Source organism: Mycobacterium hackensackense, from assembly GCF_025822555.1.
GTDB lineage: Bacteria > Actinomycetota > Actinomycetes > Mycobacteriales > Mycobacteriaceae > Mycobacterium > Mycobacterium fluoranthenivorans.
On sequence record NZ_JACKUC010000030.1, the window covers coordinates 1869016 to 1882358 of the forward strand.

Genomic DNA, 13343 nt, shown 5'->3' on the forward strand with positions numbered 1-13343 from the left:
CAGAATATGGCTGCCCCTGACGGAAAGGGCGTCCGTGGCACAAGAGACGTCGCCGACATGCCCGGCGGCCGATGATGCTGCACTCGCCGCGGGTTGCCCGGTGTCTGCGGGTGGTTATGACGCGCCGCCGGTCCCGCTCGGCCCGGACTCGTTGACCTGGAAGTACTTCGGTCAATGGACCGGCCTGTTCCAGGGCACCTGGGCGGGTTCGATGCAGAACATGCACCCACAGCTGGGTGCGGCGGTGAAGGACCACTCGATCTTCTTCATGGAACGGATCCCGCGGCTGATGCGGTCGATCTATCCCATCGGCGGCGTGGTGTTCGACGGCTATCGGGCGCCACAGACCGGCGCCGAGGTGCGCGATTACCACATCGGCATCAAGGGCGTCGACGAGCAGGGCCGCCGCTACAGCGCGCTGAACCCGGAGGTCTTCTACTGGGCGCACGCGACGTTCTTCAAGTCGACCCTGCTGGCCGCCGAGAAGTTCGGCGGCGGAATCACCGAGGCCGACAAACGCCAGCTGTTCTCCGAGCACATCACCTGGTACCGCATGTACGGGATGAGCATGCGGCCGGTCCCCAAGAGCTGGGAGGAATTCCAGGAGTACTGGGACCACATGTGCCGCAACGTACTGGAGAACAACTATGCGGCGCGTGAGGTGATGGATCTGTCGACCATGCCCAAACATCCTTCGCTGCAATGGATTCCGGATTGGCTCTGGGCGCAGAACCTCAAGGTCATGCAACGGTTCCTGACGTTCATGACGGTGGCGCTCTACGACCCGCCGATCCGTGACCTGATGGGTTACACCTGGTCGCCCCGTCAGCAATGGCTGCACGACCGGCTGTGCGCGGGGATCACGCTGGTCACCAAGTTCGGTCCCAAGCGCAGATTGATGCATCCGCGGAAGCGTTCCGCCATGGACCGGGCGACGGGCCGGATTCCGGTGGACTCGCCGCTGGTGCAGACCCCGGCACGGAATCTGCCGCCGGTCGAGTACCGCGACAGCCCCAATTTCTACTGCCCGAAGGTCGGCTGACACCAGGGCTGAATCGTACTGCGGGGGCGTCGCAGCGGCGTGCGGACTGTCGATCGTCCGGTCGTGCGTCCTGGTTGCGCAGGCGTCAATCAATTTGCTGACCGCGGTTCGGCATCCACCCTGGCTGACGCGCCGGGCCGGGCCTGTGCGATCTGACACCTGCCGTGACCACGGTATCGCGGGTGGTGGGCCATCGGTGCGGCCGCGCCCAGGGACCGAAATGACCGTGCTGGCCAGAGCCGGGACCGTCGCGTAGCCTTTGCTTGACAGTTCCGACGGGGCCTTAGTTGTGTCAGGAGAAGGATGTCCACGTCACTGCGCGTCTGGTATTCGGCGGTCTTCGCGGTGGGCGCCGGCGCCATCGTGGCCGGAGTTGTGCTGGCTCAGCCCACGCAGATCACCGCGGCGGGGGCTCCCGTCCCGACACAGGCCGGCGTGGCGCTGATGTCGGCCAACCCCACGGTGTCGATGAAGGTGCAGGCCGGCGCCACCCAGCAGTGGGTGACGAAGTTCATGCCGGCCCTGGGTCGCGTCAACGACTCGATCAAGAGCCTGCAAGCGGCGGCCGAGGGGCAGGACTTCGGCGCCATGCAGGCCTCCTGCGACCGGTTGTCCAAGGCTGCCGGGGATATCGAGGCGATGCTGCCCGCCCCGCGGCGCGATATGACGGCCGCGCTGCAGAGTGCCGTCGACAGCTACCAACAGGCCGGGGCGAAGTGCGACACGCTGACTCCGGAGGGCGGCCAGGCGGCGGTCCAGGCGATCAGCGTCGATGTGAAGAACGGTATGACGGCGATGGATCAGGCGACGACGATCTACAAGAACGCGGCCGGGCCCGGCTAGACGCAGGCTTCGGGGCGCTGCCATCGGTTGGCCTTGGTCTGACCGTCGATTCCGCTGGGCGGCGGGCAGGTTAGCGTGGTGGGCATGCAGCGCCCGGAACTTCTCGGCGACCGGTATGAACTGCGGGGGCTGCTGGGCCGCGGCGGTATGGCGGAGGTTCACTCGGGCTGGGATGTCAGGCTGGGTCGTGCGGTCGCCATCAAACTGCTCTCTGCGCCGCTGAGTGCACAACCGGACAGCAGGCGACGGTTCGACGTGGAGGCCCGTGCGGCGGCCGGTCTGAGTCATCCGCATGTGGTGGCGGTGCACGATGTCGGTGAATACCGGACCACCCCCTACATCGTGATGGAACGGCTGTCCGGACGGACGCTGGCCGACGCGCTCGATCACGGCCCACTTCCGGATCATGCGGTGCGGGCACTGCTCGACCAGGTGCTGTCCGCGCTATCGGCGGCGCATAGGGCGGGCGTGCTGCATCGCGACATCAAACCCGCGAACATCCTGCTGACCGAAGACGGAACGGCGAAGGTGGCCGACTTCGGAATCGCCAAGCTTGCCGATTCGGCGGACACCATGACCGGCCAGATCATCGGCACCATGGCCTACCTGTCACCGGAGCGGATCGCCGCCCGGCCGGCGACGGCGGCCGATGACCTGTACGCCGTCGGGGTGGTGGGCTACCAAGCGCTGTCCGGTCGACGGCCCTTCCCACAGGAGAATCTCGCCGAACTGGTCCGCGCCATCTCCGAGGGGCTGCGTGCGCCGCTGGCTGCTCTGCGGCCCGATGCCGACCCCGCACTGGTGAACGTCATCGAGCGGGCACTCGCGCGAGACTTCGGCAGCGCCACCGAGATGCGTGCCGCGTTGCCAGGTGGGCTGCCGGTGCGCCCGCCGACCCGGGTTTTGGAGAGTCCACCGGTCGATCCGACGACGAGGGTGGTCCCGGCGCGGCGGCAGCGCCGGCGGCGTCGGCCGGTGATCGCGGTGATCGGAGCCATCGCCGTCGTGGTGATGGTGGTGTTGGCCTTCGTCGTGGATTCCGCGTCGCGGCCCAGCGTCCCTGAGCCGGCCGGCTCGACCACCTCCGAGCCTTCGCCGCCAACGACTTCCGTGGTGCCGCCGCCGTCACCGGCGCCTGTCCCCACGGACCAGCAGGGCCCGCCCAAGGATCGCGGTGGCGGTAACGGCAAGGGAAATACCAACGGGCACAAGCCGAAACACGGTCAAGGCTGAGAGTCGTCAAATATGTTCGGCGACAGGTGAAATCGCATGCATGAGGGTGTGAGGTCCTTGTAGCGTGGCAGGTACCTCGCCGAAACGGGGCGGCAACGGCGACGCGGTGTCCTTGACGTATGAGCATCTACGCACAGATCGGCGGGGCGGAGGCCATCGAGACCGTCGTCGAGGACTTCTACGTCCGTGTGCTCGCCGACGACGAGCTGGCGGGCTTCTTCACCGGAACGAACATGGCCCGGCTCAAAGGCAAACAGGCCGAGTTCTTCGGTGCCGCCCTCGGCGGGCCCGACCCCTACACCGGCGCACCCATGCGCCAGGTCCATCAGGGTCGTGGGATCACCCCGCACCACTTCGCTCTGGTCGCCGGGCATCTGTCGGACAGCCTGACCGCCGCAGGGGTACCTGAGCAGCTGGTGGCCGAGATCATCGGCGCTGTCGCGCCGTTGGCCGACGAGATCGCGACGGCGCGCAGCGCCTGAATCGGGTGGTGCCCCCACCAGGGCTCGAACCTGGGACCTGCGGAATTGTGGGTCAAAGAACTCGATGTAGCGTGACGAATCTCAAAAACCACACCTGAGCGGGCATCACATAACTGAACGCTACCGGTTGGTACTCGCTCGGATCGCCTAGATACCGGCCATTACCGATGAATAACCGATGCTGGAGTTTGGTCTCCAGCTAGTCGATCAACCGGCGAGCGCTGCGTGCCGATAACCCCGATCGAATCAAACCCCACGACTCCTCCGGAACGGGCGCCTTCTCGGAAGTCTCGGTGGCTGGCCGAATGGCTACCGCCGCGGGTCTAGCTGCCTCCAGGTAGTCGGCCAAGTCCTCATCCGTCATCCGCCAGCTCTTCCAGTAGCGGCCGATCATCCGGCCAGGGATTCGGCCGTCTTTGATGCCGGTTGCTAACCATCGAACTGACGGAGCTAAGCCGGCATCGACAAGGTGTTGTAGTGAGTAGGACTGAAGTGTCATCTGAAGAATCTGACCCGAGAGGGCTGCGGTCGGCAATCAAGATGATCTTGCATGAGGATGGGCGACTCTCGACTCGATTGGAGCGGCAATGACTGTTTGGTTGATGGCTGTTGAGGCTGCCGAGCACGCGAAGGTCTCGGCAGCAACGATCCGGGAAGCCGTGAAATCCGGTGAACTACCCGCCTACGCAGTGGGCAGGAGCGGGCGGCAGTACCGGATACGGGCAGAGGACGTTGATGCTTTGGATGATGTCCCGTTCCTGGGAACCGGAGTGGGCGCGACCCCGCAATCTATGACCGGACCTAGGGGTAGCAAATGCAACATTTGAGACGCCGGGGTTTTCGGCTCCGCGCAGCGGGGCATAGAGCGCGCGAGGGAAGCCCAACGATGTGCTTCTGTCAGACGGTCAGGGCCCCGAGGTTTTTGATGTTGAGAAGCCAGCATCGCGCCGCCATCGCGCATCGGGATCCTGACCCCTGGACAGGCTAGCCAGCACCACTGACAAGTGAGTTGGCAAGGAACCGTCAGCCTCCAATGCGCCTGTTAAGCGAGGCCGCCGACAACCCACGCCGCAGCTCGTCGGGCTGTCCCGCAACCGCTGTCGGAGGAGGCTTTGAGGCGAAAACCTCCAGTGCCGCATCGACATCAGCCTGCGTCATCCGCCACGACCGACCAATCTTCCGGGCCCGAACCCGACCCGCCCGGATCTGATTCGCCAACCACCGCACCGGATCCGACATATCTTCGGTCAAGCCCCATTCGGCAACGACCTCGTCGAGTGAGTAAGTCTTCATGGATCATGATGTCTCACCGACCTGCTATGGCGACCGTGGTCAAACCTGACCACGGTTGGACTCGTTGAGCGGTGGTTTCGGCTCCCTCTCAAACCCTGAGACCAGCCGCGCGGATCGATGAAGTGCTGTCCGCCAGGCGGACAGCAGGGCCGCGGATTTTGAGTGGGACGCGATGTCCATCTCAACGGGGGTCAAATAAGGTCCTGGCAGCCACGTTGTCGGCGCCGACAGACTGGGTTGTCACTGAGGTCCCGACCTGCGTCACGTAGAGGGTGTCGCAGCTCTTTCCCGGCGCCGGGAAGATGGTCCTCACCAGCCTTTTTGTCGGCTCCACCAAAAGATCCCATTCCAGGGTTGACCCTGACAAGGGCCTACCGGCCTCCGACCATTCCACCCGGGGGGAGAGAAATCCTGATTCGGGGGTCAGGAGCCAACCCCCCGGCCCCCCCTTCAAGAATTCTGACGGGGTCATCAAGCGATGCCGAGATCAGACTCGATGGCTGTCCGAGGATCCTGATTCCAGGCGGGTGTCGACACTTTGCGGGAAATGCGCAGCCTCGGCAGGTCGGGTGGGGAAGCATGACGAGGGTGAAGGCAGGACAGAACGAGCTTGAACATTTCCTCGACGCTGTCGAGGTGAATCCGGAGGATGCGCGTGATGCGTCGCACTTCCGTCGGATTATCGCGGCGCGGGATGCTGTGGCCGCAGCGGATGCCGAATTGGTGGCTGCGGTGGCTGCTGCGTGTGCTGCCGGGGATACGTGGGACTTGATCGGTGCTGCGTTGGGGACTTCGCGGCAGGGTGCGTATGAGCGGTTTGGGAAGGCGGCCGAGGCGTCGACCTGATTTGTTGGCTGGTTATCAGGCCGACGGCACGGCGATCTCTCTCGCGGTTAGCCACGCGTCCCAGGCGGCGATCGCGTCGTCCGCGACCTGTGATGCGTCGAGTGTGCCGTGGTCGCCGGCGTCGACATGAACTGTGTATTGGGTCCAGCCAACGCTGTCGGAGCCTGCCAGAGGGGCCATTATCGTCACGCCTACCCTCTCTGCCGTCGATGGGCCGCCTGGCGTTCGCGCCGTCTGCCTCATGATCCGGTGCTTGCCACCGATCGCCACATCGGAGCAGATCGACAGCGCCGTGTGCTGGTTGATCGCCTCGACTGCCGCCGATGCATGCTCGTGAAGGTCACTGGAAATCCAGTCGCGGAAATGCAGTGCGTCGCAACAGAAATGGTAGAACGCGTCGAGCGGCGGATAGTCCGGGTCACCGGGTTCGGTGCGCTGAGCGAGTGCGTCCTTGAGTCGTCGATGTGAGCGTTGCATTCGCGCGTACTGCTCCTGCCAACTGGCGGTCATGAGCTGAGGGTATTGCCGCCAGCCGACATCCTGTCGGCACCCCGCCCTACGCTGCCCGCATGCCCCGCCTCGGTGACCTCTACCGCAATCGCCGGGGGCGCTGGGTTGAGCAGGCGCCGACGCACTGCCCAGCGGGCCACCAGCTCGGCCCGAACCGCGTCCTCGTCGGCCACGCCGGATGCTCCTGCGATCAGCGCGGCGGCCACCGCACATGGCGGTGTCGCGAACCCGGCTGCGGTGCAACGGTGTACGGGCCACCACTTACCGACGGATGCCGGGTCGCCACCGGCCCCGACGAGCGCTGATCGCTAACGCCAAACGCCGCGTGCCCGCGTCTCCCAGCGCGTCAGCATTTAGCTTCAGTGGGCGGGTCGGGTGTCGCGGAGGTGTCTGGCTCGTCCCACCAAGGCGGAATCGCCAGCGCGCGTTTCAGAACTGGCACGGAGAACAGTGTTGAGTTGACTCTCTTCTGCTGGCCGATCGCGTCTGCTGTAGCAATCCGGTAGTAGTGTCCCTCGATTTTCGCCCTGAAGAGCACGACGTTGTCTGCCCTAGGGATCGATGCATCATCAACAACAAGATGGAACCCTGGCAAACCGCTCGGATCGATGCGGATACACAGCCCCGTAATTGGGCTGAGCACCCGGCGGCGTGAATTCGGCACCACAATTGACTGGCCGTCCACTTCGGTCAGCGCTTGAAATAGCGCGTCCTCCGCGATGATCCCCGCGCAGTGGATCAAATGTTCGCCGAGTGTGAGCTGCCTGCCGCCCATTGTGGTCGACATCAGCGACATTGCCGATAGCACGTACGGGACTTCAACGCCCATGTGCGCCCCGAATGTATTGGCGTAGTGCGTGATCAGTTGCTCCCATGTGTTCTTTCGGGGTCGTCCACCCGCGATGATGAGAGCAGTTCCACGCGCCCAAACGTCGACATCCATCCACTGTGAATACTCGGTCTCCGGTGGGCTGGCTGGTAGGCCCCCAAACTCGAAAACGACGTTGCGGCTATCGGCAGTGGGCCTGGTCACAAGAATTTGGGGTTGAGCGATTTTCGTCCGCCTACATAGTCGGCGAAGAACGTCGTCGCCTCTGCCGCGCACGAGAATTGTTCGCAACGCTGCGGCGATGTCGTCGATTGCCCCCGACTCACCATTTTCCGAGGCATCGAGGCTTCTCGCGAGTCGCGCGTGTAAGCGACGGGCGCCGGCGACTAGCTGCTCGGTAGACAACTGTTCAGGGGCATTGCCTGGCGGTTGAACCACTTGCTCAGCGGCCTTTTCCTTGCCGTGCTTCGCTTTTGCGATTATCTTTCCCCTTGACTTACGGGCAGTTCGGGTAAGCCGACGTGACGATGTTGGTGAACTGCATCGCCATCTGCATCGTCAGCTGAGGCTCGACGCCGATCAGCTTCTGGCTGATGAGCCCACGCGGCTCTCCATCCCGCATCATGGCGCATGTCTCGTGGCCACGCTGGATCATCACCGCCTCATTCCAGATCGTCCAGCCGTACACTCGCAGATTGCTGAGGAACTCGGCGTTGTAAGGCATCAGGTCTGGAAGCGGGCCTGCGAGTGGCGGCTTTGACGGAAAGACGACGGGCGGCGTCGGCCTGTCCCAAGTCGGCGGGGGAGCTACATTGGTGATGGTTTTCGGCGCCTGCTGGACCACCACAGTGGTGATGGTGACCGGCGGTGGTGCGGGCAGCGGCGGGGGCGGCAATGCAACGGTGCTGGTCGGTGTGGCGTCGGCGGCCGGCACCTGCACGGCGTCCAGGCGGTCGCGCATATACAGGAACCCGACGACCGCGGCCGTTGCGATGAGGGCGGTGCTCGCCCCGGCTGCCACCGCGGTGATCCGGCCGGGCGACCAGAACGGTGGCTTCCATTCCGGGCCGTCGTCGAGCGACCACGCGGTGTGCGCATCCGTCTCCGACGCTGACGGGGCGAGCTCGGTCTGGGCACCAGGGAGCGCCTCGTCGTAGTCGGCGGTTTCGTCGCCCGGCGGCGCGCTCATAACCGCGCACGATAGTCGCGACCGTCAATATGTGCTGCGGGTTCAAAGACAGTGTCAGCCGAAGAACGGACAACGCACGACTTCTGGAATCACCGCACCTCGGAGCGTTGTAGCGTGCGATCTCGCCACGGCAGGAACACCCACACCAGCCGACGAGGTTCGAAGAGGTATCCACGATGGTGCGTGCGCTGATCGCCGCTACTTTGATCGCAGTTGCCGGCGCAGCCGTCGCTCCCGCCGCGCAGGCCGCTGGTCCGTACAAGAACTGCACCGAAGCGCACAAGGACGGCAGGTACAACATTCCGCAGGGCGATCCTGACTATAAGGATTCTCAGGTTCGAGATGGAGACGGCGTCGCCTGCGAGGGCTGAGACCGGTCGAACACAGCGGCTGGAATCGCCACGAATTACCGGTGCCTCAGTCCAATCCGTTCGATGCCGCCCGTACTTGACCGGCGCCAGGTGATGCCATCGGCGTCTCGAAAGCGAACCCACACATGCACGGCTGTCAGATCGACAGGGGTGTGGATAACTCGGCCATCGCCGTCGCGCTCGTTGCCCGCGAGGACTGGTCTCTTGTCAGCGTCGATGAACACCACGAAGAACCTGTAAGGCTGGCGGTTACAGTCGAGAACCGTGGTCATCCGCCTCGCTTCGTCGACCTCGGCGACAGCCTTGGGATGGTCGTCGAACAGTGCTGAATCGAAAGCTAGGTCGAGCACCGCTTGTGCCCCGTAGTTGAAGACCTCGACGGTGAAGTACCCGTCGGGACCCTCTGGTTGTCTGACTTTCGAGATGACGAGGGTAGCCTGCTCCGCACTCGTTGCTGCCCGTTCACGGTGACGCTCGCGTCGATCGGTCGTGGCGATGTACAGCGCAGTGAAGGCCGCGAATACTGAGCCGGCAGCAGCCGCCCAGTCTGCCACTGATCCCCAGTTGATCGCCGATCTGCTTGCGTGCAAAAGGGCAGCGATCGCCAGAGCGGACGCGGAGCCGGATATGCCAATGGGAACGAAAGCTGGCACTCTCACTTCAGATCGCTTGGCTGATCAGTCGCCACCGTGGTCGGTGGCGATAGTCGTCAGGATCCGATCGGCTAGTTCGGGCGGCGAGTACATTCCGTTGCCGGTGTAGTTCGTCAGGTTGGTTGCCCACTGCACGTGCTGAGGCGCCCATAGGTCACGGTCCGGGCCGTCTTCCCCAACGTCACCCACGATCACACCGGCGGCCCGGGCGCCGTCGAGTCCAGGACCCCCCTCGATTTCGAATCTCCAGACGCCGCTGTCTGCCCATTCGATCGACCCGACGGAATAGTGTCGGAGCCTCAACTGTGCGTGCACGTTGCGGAGCCGACTCGGTGGCGCGACGGCCCACTGGATGGCCAATGCGATGTCAGACGTTGCCTCGCCTGTTGCTTCTGCGATGTGATCCCTCGCTACAGCGGGTGCATCGGCCAGATGTTCGAGATCGAACTCGTAGGCCTCATTGCCGAGTGAGGGGAAATCGATCTGCACGCATCCACCGGAACGGCGCACAGTCACTGGATACGTCTTCACTGGCACTCCTTTTTCGAGTCGAGCTCCCTGCTCGGCGCATCGTGACCATGAACGCAGGTTTCGCCCGACGCGAAAACCGGCGCTCATTCGGACGCAATTCTAGACAAATATGAGTGAAGTTTCTAGTATTGCCTGATGGGAGACAAACTTTATCAGACCACACATCCCTGGATAACCTTCGAATTTGCAGACGGAAGGTACGACACGCTGAGCGTACGTCTTGGCGAGGCGTTCTCCAAGTGTGCCCATATGGCTGGTACTCCGCTGCAGCCTGGCCTGGCCGCGAAGCTCGCGCAGGTCTACCTCATCAAGGGTGTCTCGGCCACGACCGCGATCGAGGGGAACACGTTGACCGAGACCGAGGTGACCGAGATTCTTGAGGACCGTCGCAATCTTCCGCCGTCCCAGGAGTACCTGCAGCGAGAGGTCGAGAACATGGAGAGGGTGTTGCGTGGCGTCGACGTCGCGGCGCAGCGCTCAGGCGGGTCGTGGCGTGTCACGCCAGATTGGCTGAAAACTCAGAACCGCGCGATCCTCGATGGGATTCCCGATGACGACCACGTTGTGCCAGGCGAGTACACAACGAAGCAATTGTTGGTCGGCAGCGTCTACCGTGCAGCTCCCCCTGAAGACGTTCCGTATCTCGTTGAGCGCCTGTGTGACTGGATCAACGAAATGCTGAACCACGTTTTCGACAAGAACCTTGACGCCGACAAGAGGTTCTTCCAGGCTTTCTACGCGGCTGTGCTCAGCCACCTATACATTGCATGGATTCACCCCTTTGGCAACGGCAATGGCCGCACCGCGGGGGCGTTGGAGTGCGCGATCCTGGCACACTCGCACTTGGTACCGTGGGTGTCGAGCAGTCTGCTTTCGGACCACTACAACCGCACCCGCAACCGCTATTACTCGAAGCTAGACGCAGCGTCTCGGAAAGGTGACGTTATTGGCCTAATCGCTTACGCCGCAGATGGATTCGTAGATCAGCTTCGCGAACAGATCGCTCTCGTTCAAATCCAGCAGCGCCAGGTTGCCTGGGTGAACTACGTGCATGAGGTCTTTCAATACGAGACCCAGGGCGAGACGTCAAAACGCCGTCGGACACTGTTGCTGTCCCTGCCGGAAAATCAACCGACGCCACGGTCGCGGCTTAGGCGCCTCACCCCCGAGCTCGCCGAGATGTACGCCCACGTCGGTGACCGTGCACTGTCGCATGACACGGGCAAGCTGAGATCACTGGGGTTGCTGGAGGGCGACGCTAAGAGCGGCTTCTATCCCGCGGTGCATCTAATGGACGCTTTTACTCCCGGCAAGCAGCCGCTTGACGGATCAGAGTGGATTGAAGACCCCGTCACGTCGGCGGCGAACGAGGAGGTCACCGTCGATGAACTGTTCAAAGAGCTGGTCGTCCTCCAGGACTCACCCTCCGGGGAGTCGGCGCCCGATTGACCATCGCCGCTCTGCAGGCGGCGCCCAGTCAGGTAGGGGGCATCTCCGCCGGCGGCTTGCCTAGTGATCTGACGGTGGGGCGGGTGGTGGTGGCGACGAACGGGTCCACAAAGGCGGCGCTGGCGGCATCCACGAGGGGCGCATGTGACGCACGGCACATTAAGGCCAGGGCGGCGAATTCTTCACTCTGACGAGTCCGCCTCGGCGCTAAAGTGCAAGATCATGCCCGAATGGACGGATCTTGACACGTGTCCAAGTCACGTTCAGGTATTGCTCAGGCGGCTGAGGGATGCTGGGTGGGCATACTCTGAGAGATCCGGGGAATACGCACTTGTTACATGCGCTTGTCCTGCACAACACCAAGCGAGAGTTATATTGTGGCCATCAATTCCGAACCTCGTCGACCAGAACGCGCGGATGATTGAGCAAACGACATGCCTAGGGAAATGAACATGGCGAAGCCCACCTACTGGGTTGAGATTGCCCTCAGCATGGCTGGAGGCCGCGGAGCTGTCGACAAGTTCATCGCCGTCCTGGACGAGCGGCATCAGGGCGACGTCATCTTCACGTACGCGCCTACGGACAACCGCCTAACTATCGGCATGTCAACTACCAGCGATTTTCCGATTGAGGGAGTAGTCGCGGAGGCCGTTTACACCGTTCGCGCTGCCGCGGATGGGCTCGGTCTGCAGAGCCCCAGCCAGCCCGATCCGGTCGTCGTAGACAACGTCAGCATCAGAGAGCTGAGCTCGGTTGAAGCGCGACCGGAGGCACAGGGAATCCCCGCTGCGTGCTAGCTGTCGAATCTAGCTAATCACATTCTTGTAGTTCCATTTTGTTTCGGCGCAAATTAAATTGCTTGCGTCTGGCCTACTCAAGTTCGATTGAGTCAGGAGTGCTCAAGTTTGCTCGGTGGTCCGCCCCCGCTGAGGGCGGACCACCGAGCAGCAAGGTTCGTTGCGTCTGCAAACCCTGTCTTGGCGGGGCACTCATTTCAGGGGTCAGCCCCGAAATGGTGCGACGGGGTCTAGGTCACTCACCAGCCCCTCTTCGACACACTCGATCGCGTTCTCGCGAGAGCCGGTCACGAGGGTGACGAGGCCGCCGGCCATCATCAGGAACATCGACAGGAGTCGGCCGCGGCAGTCGAGGCAGTCGTGCATCTCTTCGGCGACGAGGACCGCGGCGTCACCGTCGTGGTTCAGCACGGCCAGGAGTAGTCGTTGGGCGCGGATGATGTCGGGGCCGGGACCGTGGTCAGGTTGACCACGGTTGACGTGAGCGCATGTCTCGCACTGCTGGCCGGTCATCCGCCCGACTGTCCGGGCGGCGCGAACATCGCGGCGCGTTGCTCGGCGATGACCTTGCCGGTCTGATCCTCTGACGCCTTCTCGTTCTTGATGTGGATGCTCTGGTCGTTCTGGTTGATCGTCGTGTCGCCCTTGCCCTGTCCGCCACCGACCTGATCCATTGGGCCGGGCGGCTTCTTCCCAGCCAGGTTCGGCAATGCAGGTGCGGCGCCGGCGAGACCGCCGGCGAGCTTCCCCAACCACGAGTTGCCGATACCGCCGCGCGGGTTATCACCGAGGGACAGGGTTTCGCCGATCGCGTTGGCGGCGATACCGAGATTCTGCGCGCCGTAACCGATCGTGCGGCTGGCGAGCTGGATACCGATCTTGGCTGCAGCACCGGCGCCGGGGAGCATCATGTCGGCGACGCTGGTCGCGGCCATCGCGGCGTCCAGGGGCAAGCCGCCGACTGCGTTGTCCCTATTCCCGCCGTGCGACGGATACGCCTGACCCGGTGCGACACCCGGGCCAGCCTGTCCCGCGAACGGACTCGACGGGCCGAACGAGGCAGGCGACACTGCCGGTGGCCCACCGGTGAGCGGAGCTGCCTGTGGCATGCCATTGCTGACCGGCCCGCCCGGCATATAGGGGACTCCCGCGCTGGCAATGTCGTTCGGGTCCCCGGGCTTGTACCAAGCGTGCACGTGATTCTCGTGACTGGTCCGTGGGGCTGCCGGTGCTGCCGTATGGGCGAGGTGTGAGGCCGTGGCCGTAGCCGTAGGT

The 13343-nt window shown here is 63.6% G+C and carries 16 protein-coding genes; 9 read left to right on the forward strand and 7 right to left on the reverse strand.

Going from position 1 to position 13343, the window contains the following annotated elements; genetic code table 11:
* Positions 1-34 precede the first annotated feature (34 nt).
* From H7J86_RS18515 to H7J86_RS18535, 6 genes are all read left to right on the forward strand, one after another.
* Complete coding sequence (locus tag H7J86_RS18515) at positions 35-1042, forward strand: oxygenase MpaB family protein (RefSeq protein WP_267292519.1); 1008 nt, start codon at positions 35-37, stop codon at positions 1040-1042.
* Positions 1043-1345: 303 nt separating this feature from the next.
* On the forward strand, positions 1346-1885 hold the full coding sequence (locus H7J86_RS18520; protein ID WP_090354498.1) for a hypothetical protein: 540 nt from the start codon (positions 1346-1348) through the stop codon (positions 1883-1885).
* A gap of 84 nt (positions 1886-1969) precedes the next feature.
* The gene (locus H7J86_RS18525) at positions 1970-3118 is read left to right on the forward strand and encodes a serine/threonine-protein kinase (RefSeq protein ID WP_267292521.1); all 1149 of its coding nucleotides are present in this window, start codon (positions 1970-1972) and stop codon (positions 3116-3118) included.
* Between the two features lie 119 nt (positions 3119-3237).
* Complete coding sequence (locus H7J86_RS18530) at positions 3238-3600, forward strand: group I truncated hemoglobin (RefSeq protein ID WP_090354501.1); 363 nt, start codon at positions 3238-3240, stop codon at positions 3598-3600.
* A gap of 602 nt (positions 3601-4202) precedes the next feature.
* On the forward strand, positions 4203-4427 hold the full coding sequence (locus tag H7J86_RS33625; protein WP_372517292.1) for a helix-turn-helix domain-containing protein: 225 nt from the start codon (positions 4203-4205) through the stop codon (positions 4425-4427).
* Between the two features lie 1054 nt (positions 4428-5481).
* Positions 5482-5739 carry a hypothetical protein gene (locus tag H7J86_RS18535; RefSeq protein ID WP_267292523.1) on the forward strand — a complete coding sequence of 86 codons (258 nt, stop codon included), beginning with the start codon at positions 5482-5484 and terminating at the stop codon, positions 5737-5739.
* A 15-nt stretch (positions 5740-5754) separates the two neighbouring features.
* On the opposite strand, the gene H7J86_RS18540 is transcribed toward H7J86_RS18535, so the two are convergent.
* From H7J86_RS18540 to H7J86_RS18550, 3 genes are all read right to left on the reverse strand, one after another.
* Complete coding sequence (locus H7J86_RS18540) at positions 5755-6249, reverse strand: hypothetical protein (protein ID WP_267292525.1); 495 nt, start codon at positions 6247-6249, stop codon at positions 5755-5757.
* A gap of 346 nt (positions 6250-6595) precedes the next feature.
* Positions 6596-7192 (reverse strand): hypothetical protein, encoded by a 597-nt coding sequence (locus H7J86_RS18545; protein ID WP_267292527.1) that lies wholly within the window; start codon positions 7190-7192, stop codon positions 6596-6598.
* A 382-nt stretch (positions 7193-7574) separates the two neighbouring features.
* Entirely contained in the window at positions 7575-8267 is a 693-nt protein-coding gene (locus tag H7J86_RS18550; RefSeq protein ID WP_267292529.1) for a DUF732 domain-containing protein, read from the reverse strand.
* A 176-nt stretch (positions 8268-8443) separates the two neighbouring features.
* On the opposite strand from H7J86_RS18550, the gene H7J86_RS18555 reads away from it, so the two are divergent.
* Positions 8444-8638 carry an excalibur calcium-binding domain-containing protein gene (locus tag H7J86_RS18555; RefSeq protein ID WP_267292531.1) on the forward strand — a complete coding sequence of 65 codons (195 nt, stop codon included), beginning with the start codon at positions 8444-8446 and terminating at the stop codon, positions 8636-8638.
* Between the two features lie 35 nt (positions 8639-8673).
* On the opposite strand, the gene H7J86_RS18560 is transcribed toward H7J86_RS18555, so the two are convergent.
* Positions 8674-9192: a hypothetical protein gene (locus H7J86_RS18560; protein WP_267292533.1), complete on the reverse strand. Its 519-nt coding sequence runs from the start codon at positions 9190-9192 to the stop codon at positions 8674-8676.
* A 123-nt stretch (positions 9193-9315) separates the two neighbouring features.
* The gene (locus tag H7J86_RS18565; RefSeq protein ID WP_267292535.1) at positions 9316-9780 is read right to left on the reverse strand and encodes a hypothetical protein; all 465 of its coding nucleotides are present in this window, start codon (positions 9778-9780) and stop codon (positions 9316-9318) included.
* Positions 9781-9957: 177 nt separating this feature from the next.
* Here H7J86_RS18565 and H7J86_RS18570 point away from each other — a divergent pair, with 177 nt between their 5' ends.
* Both H7J86_RS18570 and H7J86_RS18575 read left to right on the forward strand, forming a co-directional pair.
* The gene (locus H7J86_RS18570; RefSeq protein WP_267292537.1) at positions 9958-11271 is read left to right on the forward strand and encodes a Fic family protein; all 1314 of its coding nucleotides are present in this window, start codon (positions 9958-9960) and stop codon (positions 11269-11271) included.
* Positions 11272-11723: 452 nt separating this feature from the next.
* Complete coding sequence (locus H7J86_RS18575) at positions 11724-12068, forward strand: hypothetical protein (protein WP_267292539.1); 345 nt, start codon at positions 11724-11726, stop codon at positions 12066-12068.
* 204 nt (positions 12069-12272) lie between these two features.
* On the opposite strand, the gene H7J86_RS18580 is transcribed toward H7J86_RS18575, so the two are convergent.
* The gene (locus H7J86_RS18580) at positions 12273-12581 is read right to left on the reverse strand and encodes a hypothetical protein (RefSeq protein ID WP_267292541.1); all 309 of its coding nucleotides are present in this window, start codon (positions 12579-12581) and stop codon (positions 12273-12275) included.
* The gene (locus H7J86_RS18585) at positions 12578-13021 is read right to left on the reverse strand and encodes a hypothetical protein (RefSeq protein WP_267292543.1); all 444 of its coding nucleotides are present in this window, start codon (positions 13019-13021) and stop codon (positions 12578-12580) included. Before H7J86_RS18585 ends, H7J86_RS18580 begins: the two co-directional genes overlap by 4 nt.
* Positions 13022-13343 lie beyond the last annotated feature (322 nt).

Bases quoted from the DNA above. Each gene is read 5' to 3' on its own strand.
- H7J86_RS18520 (WP_090354498.1), top strand. From the start codon at position 1,346: ATGTCCACGTCACTGCGCGTCTGGTATTCGGCGGTCTTCGCGGTGGGC.
- H7J86_RS18525 (WP_267292521.1), top strand. From the start codon at position 1,970: ATGCAGCGCCCGGAACTTCTCGGCGACCGGTATGAACTGCGGGGGCTG.
- H7J86_RS18530 (WP_090354501.1), top strand. From the start codon at position 3,238: ATGAGCATCTACGCACAGATCGGCGGGGCGGAGGCCATCGAGACCGTC.
- H7J86_RS33625 (WP_372517292.1), top strand. From the start codon at position 4,203: ATGGCTGTTGAGGCTGCCGAGCACGCGAAGGTCTCGGCAGCAACGATC.
- H7J86_RS18540 (WP_267292525.1), bottom strand. From the start codon at position 6,249: ATGACCGCCAGTTGGCAGGAGCAGTACGCGCGAATGCAACGCTCACAT.
- H7J86_RS18545 (WP_267292527.1), bottom strand. From the start codon at position 7,192: ATGGATGTCGACGTTTGGGCGCGTGGAACTGCTCTCATCATCGCGGGT.
- H7J86_RS18550 (WP_267292529.1), bottom strand. From the start codon at position 8,267: ATGAGCGCGCCGCCGGGCGACGAAACCGCCGACTACGACGAGGCGCTC.
- H7J86_RS18555 (WP_267292531.1), top strand. From the start codon at position 8,444: ATGGTGCGTGCGCTGATCGCCGCTACTTTGATCGCAGTTGCCGGCGCA.
- H7J86_RS18570 (WP_267292537.1), top strand. From the start codon at position 9,958: ATGGGAGACAAACTTTATCAGACCACACATCCCTGGATAACCTTCGAA.
- H7J86_RS18575 (WP_267292539.1), top strand. From the start codon at position 11,724: ATGGCGAAGCCCACCTACTGGGTTGAGATTGCCCTCAGCATGGCTGGA.
- H7J86_RS18580 (WP_267292541.1), bottom strand. From the start codon at position 12,581: ATGACCGGCCAGCAGTGCGAGACATGCGCTCACGTCAACCGTGGTCAA.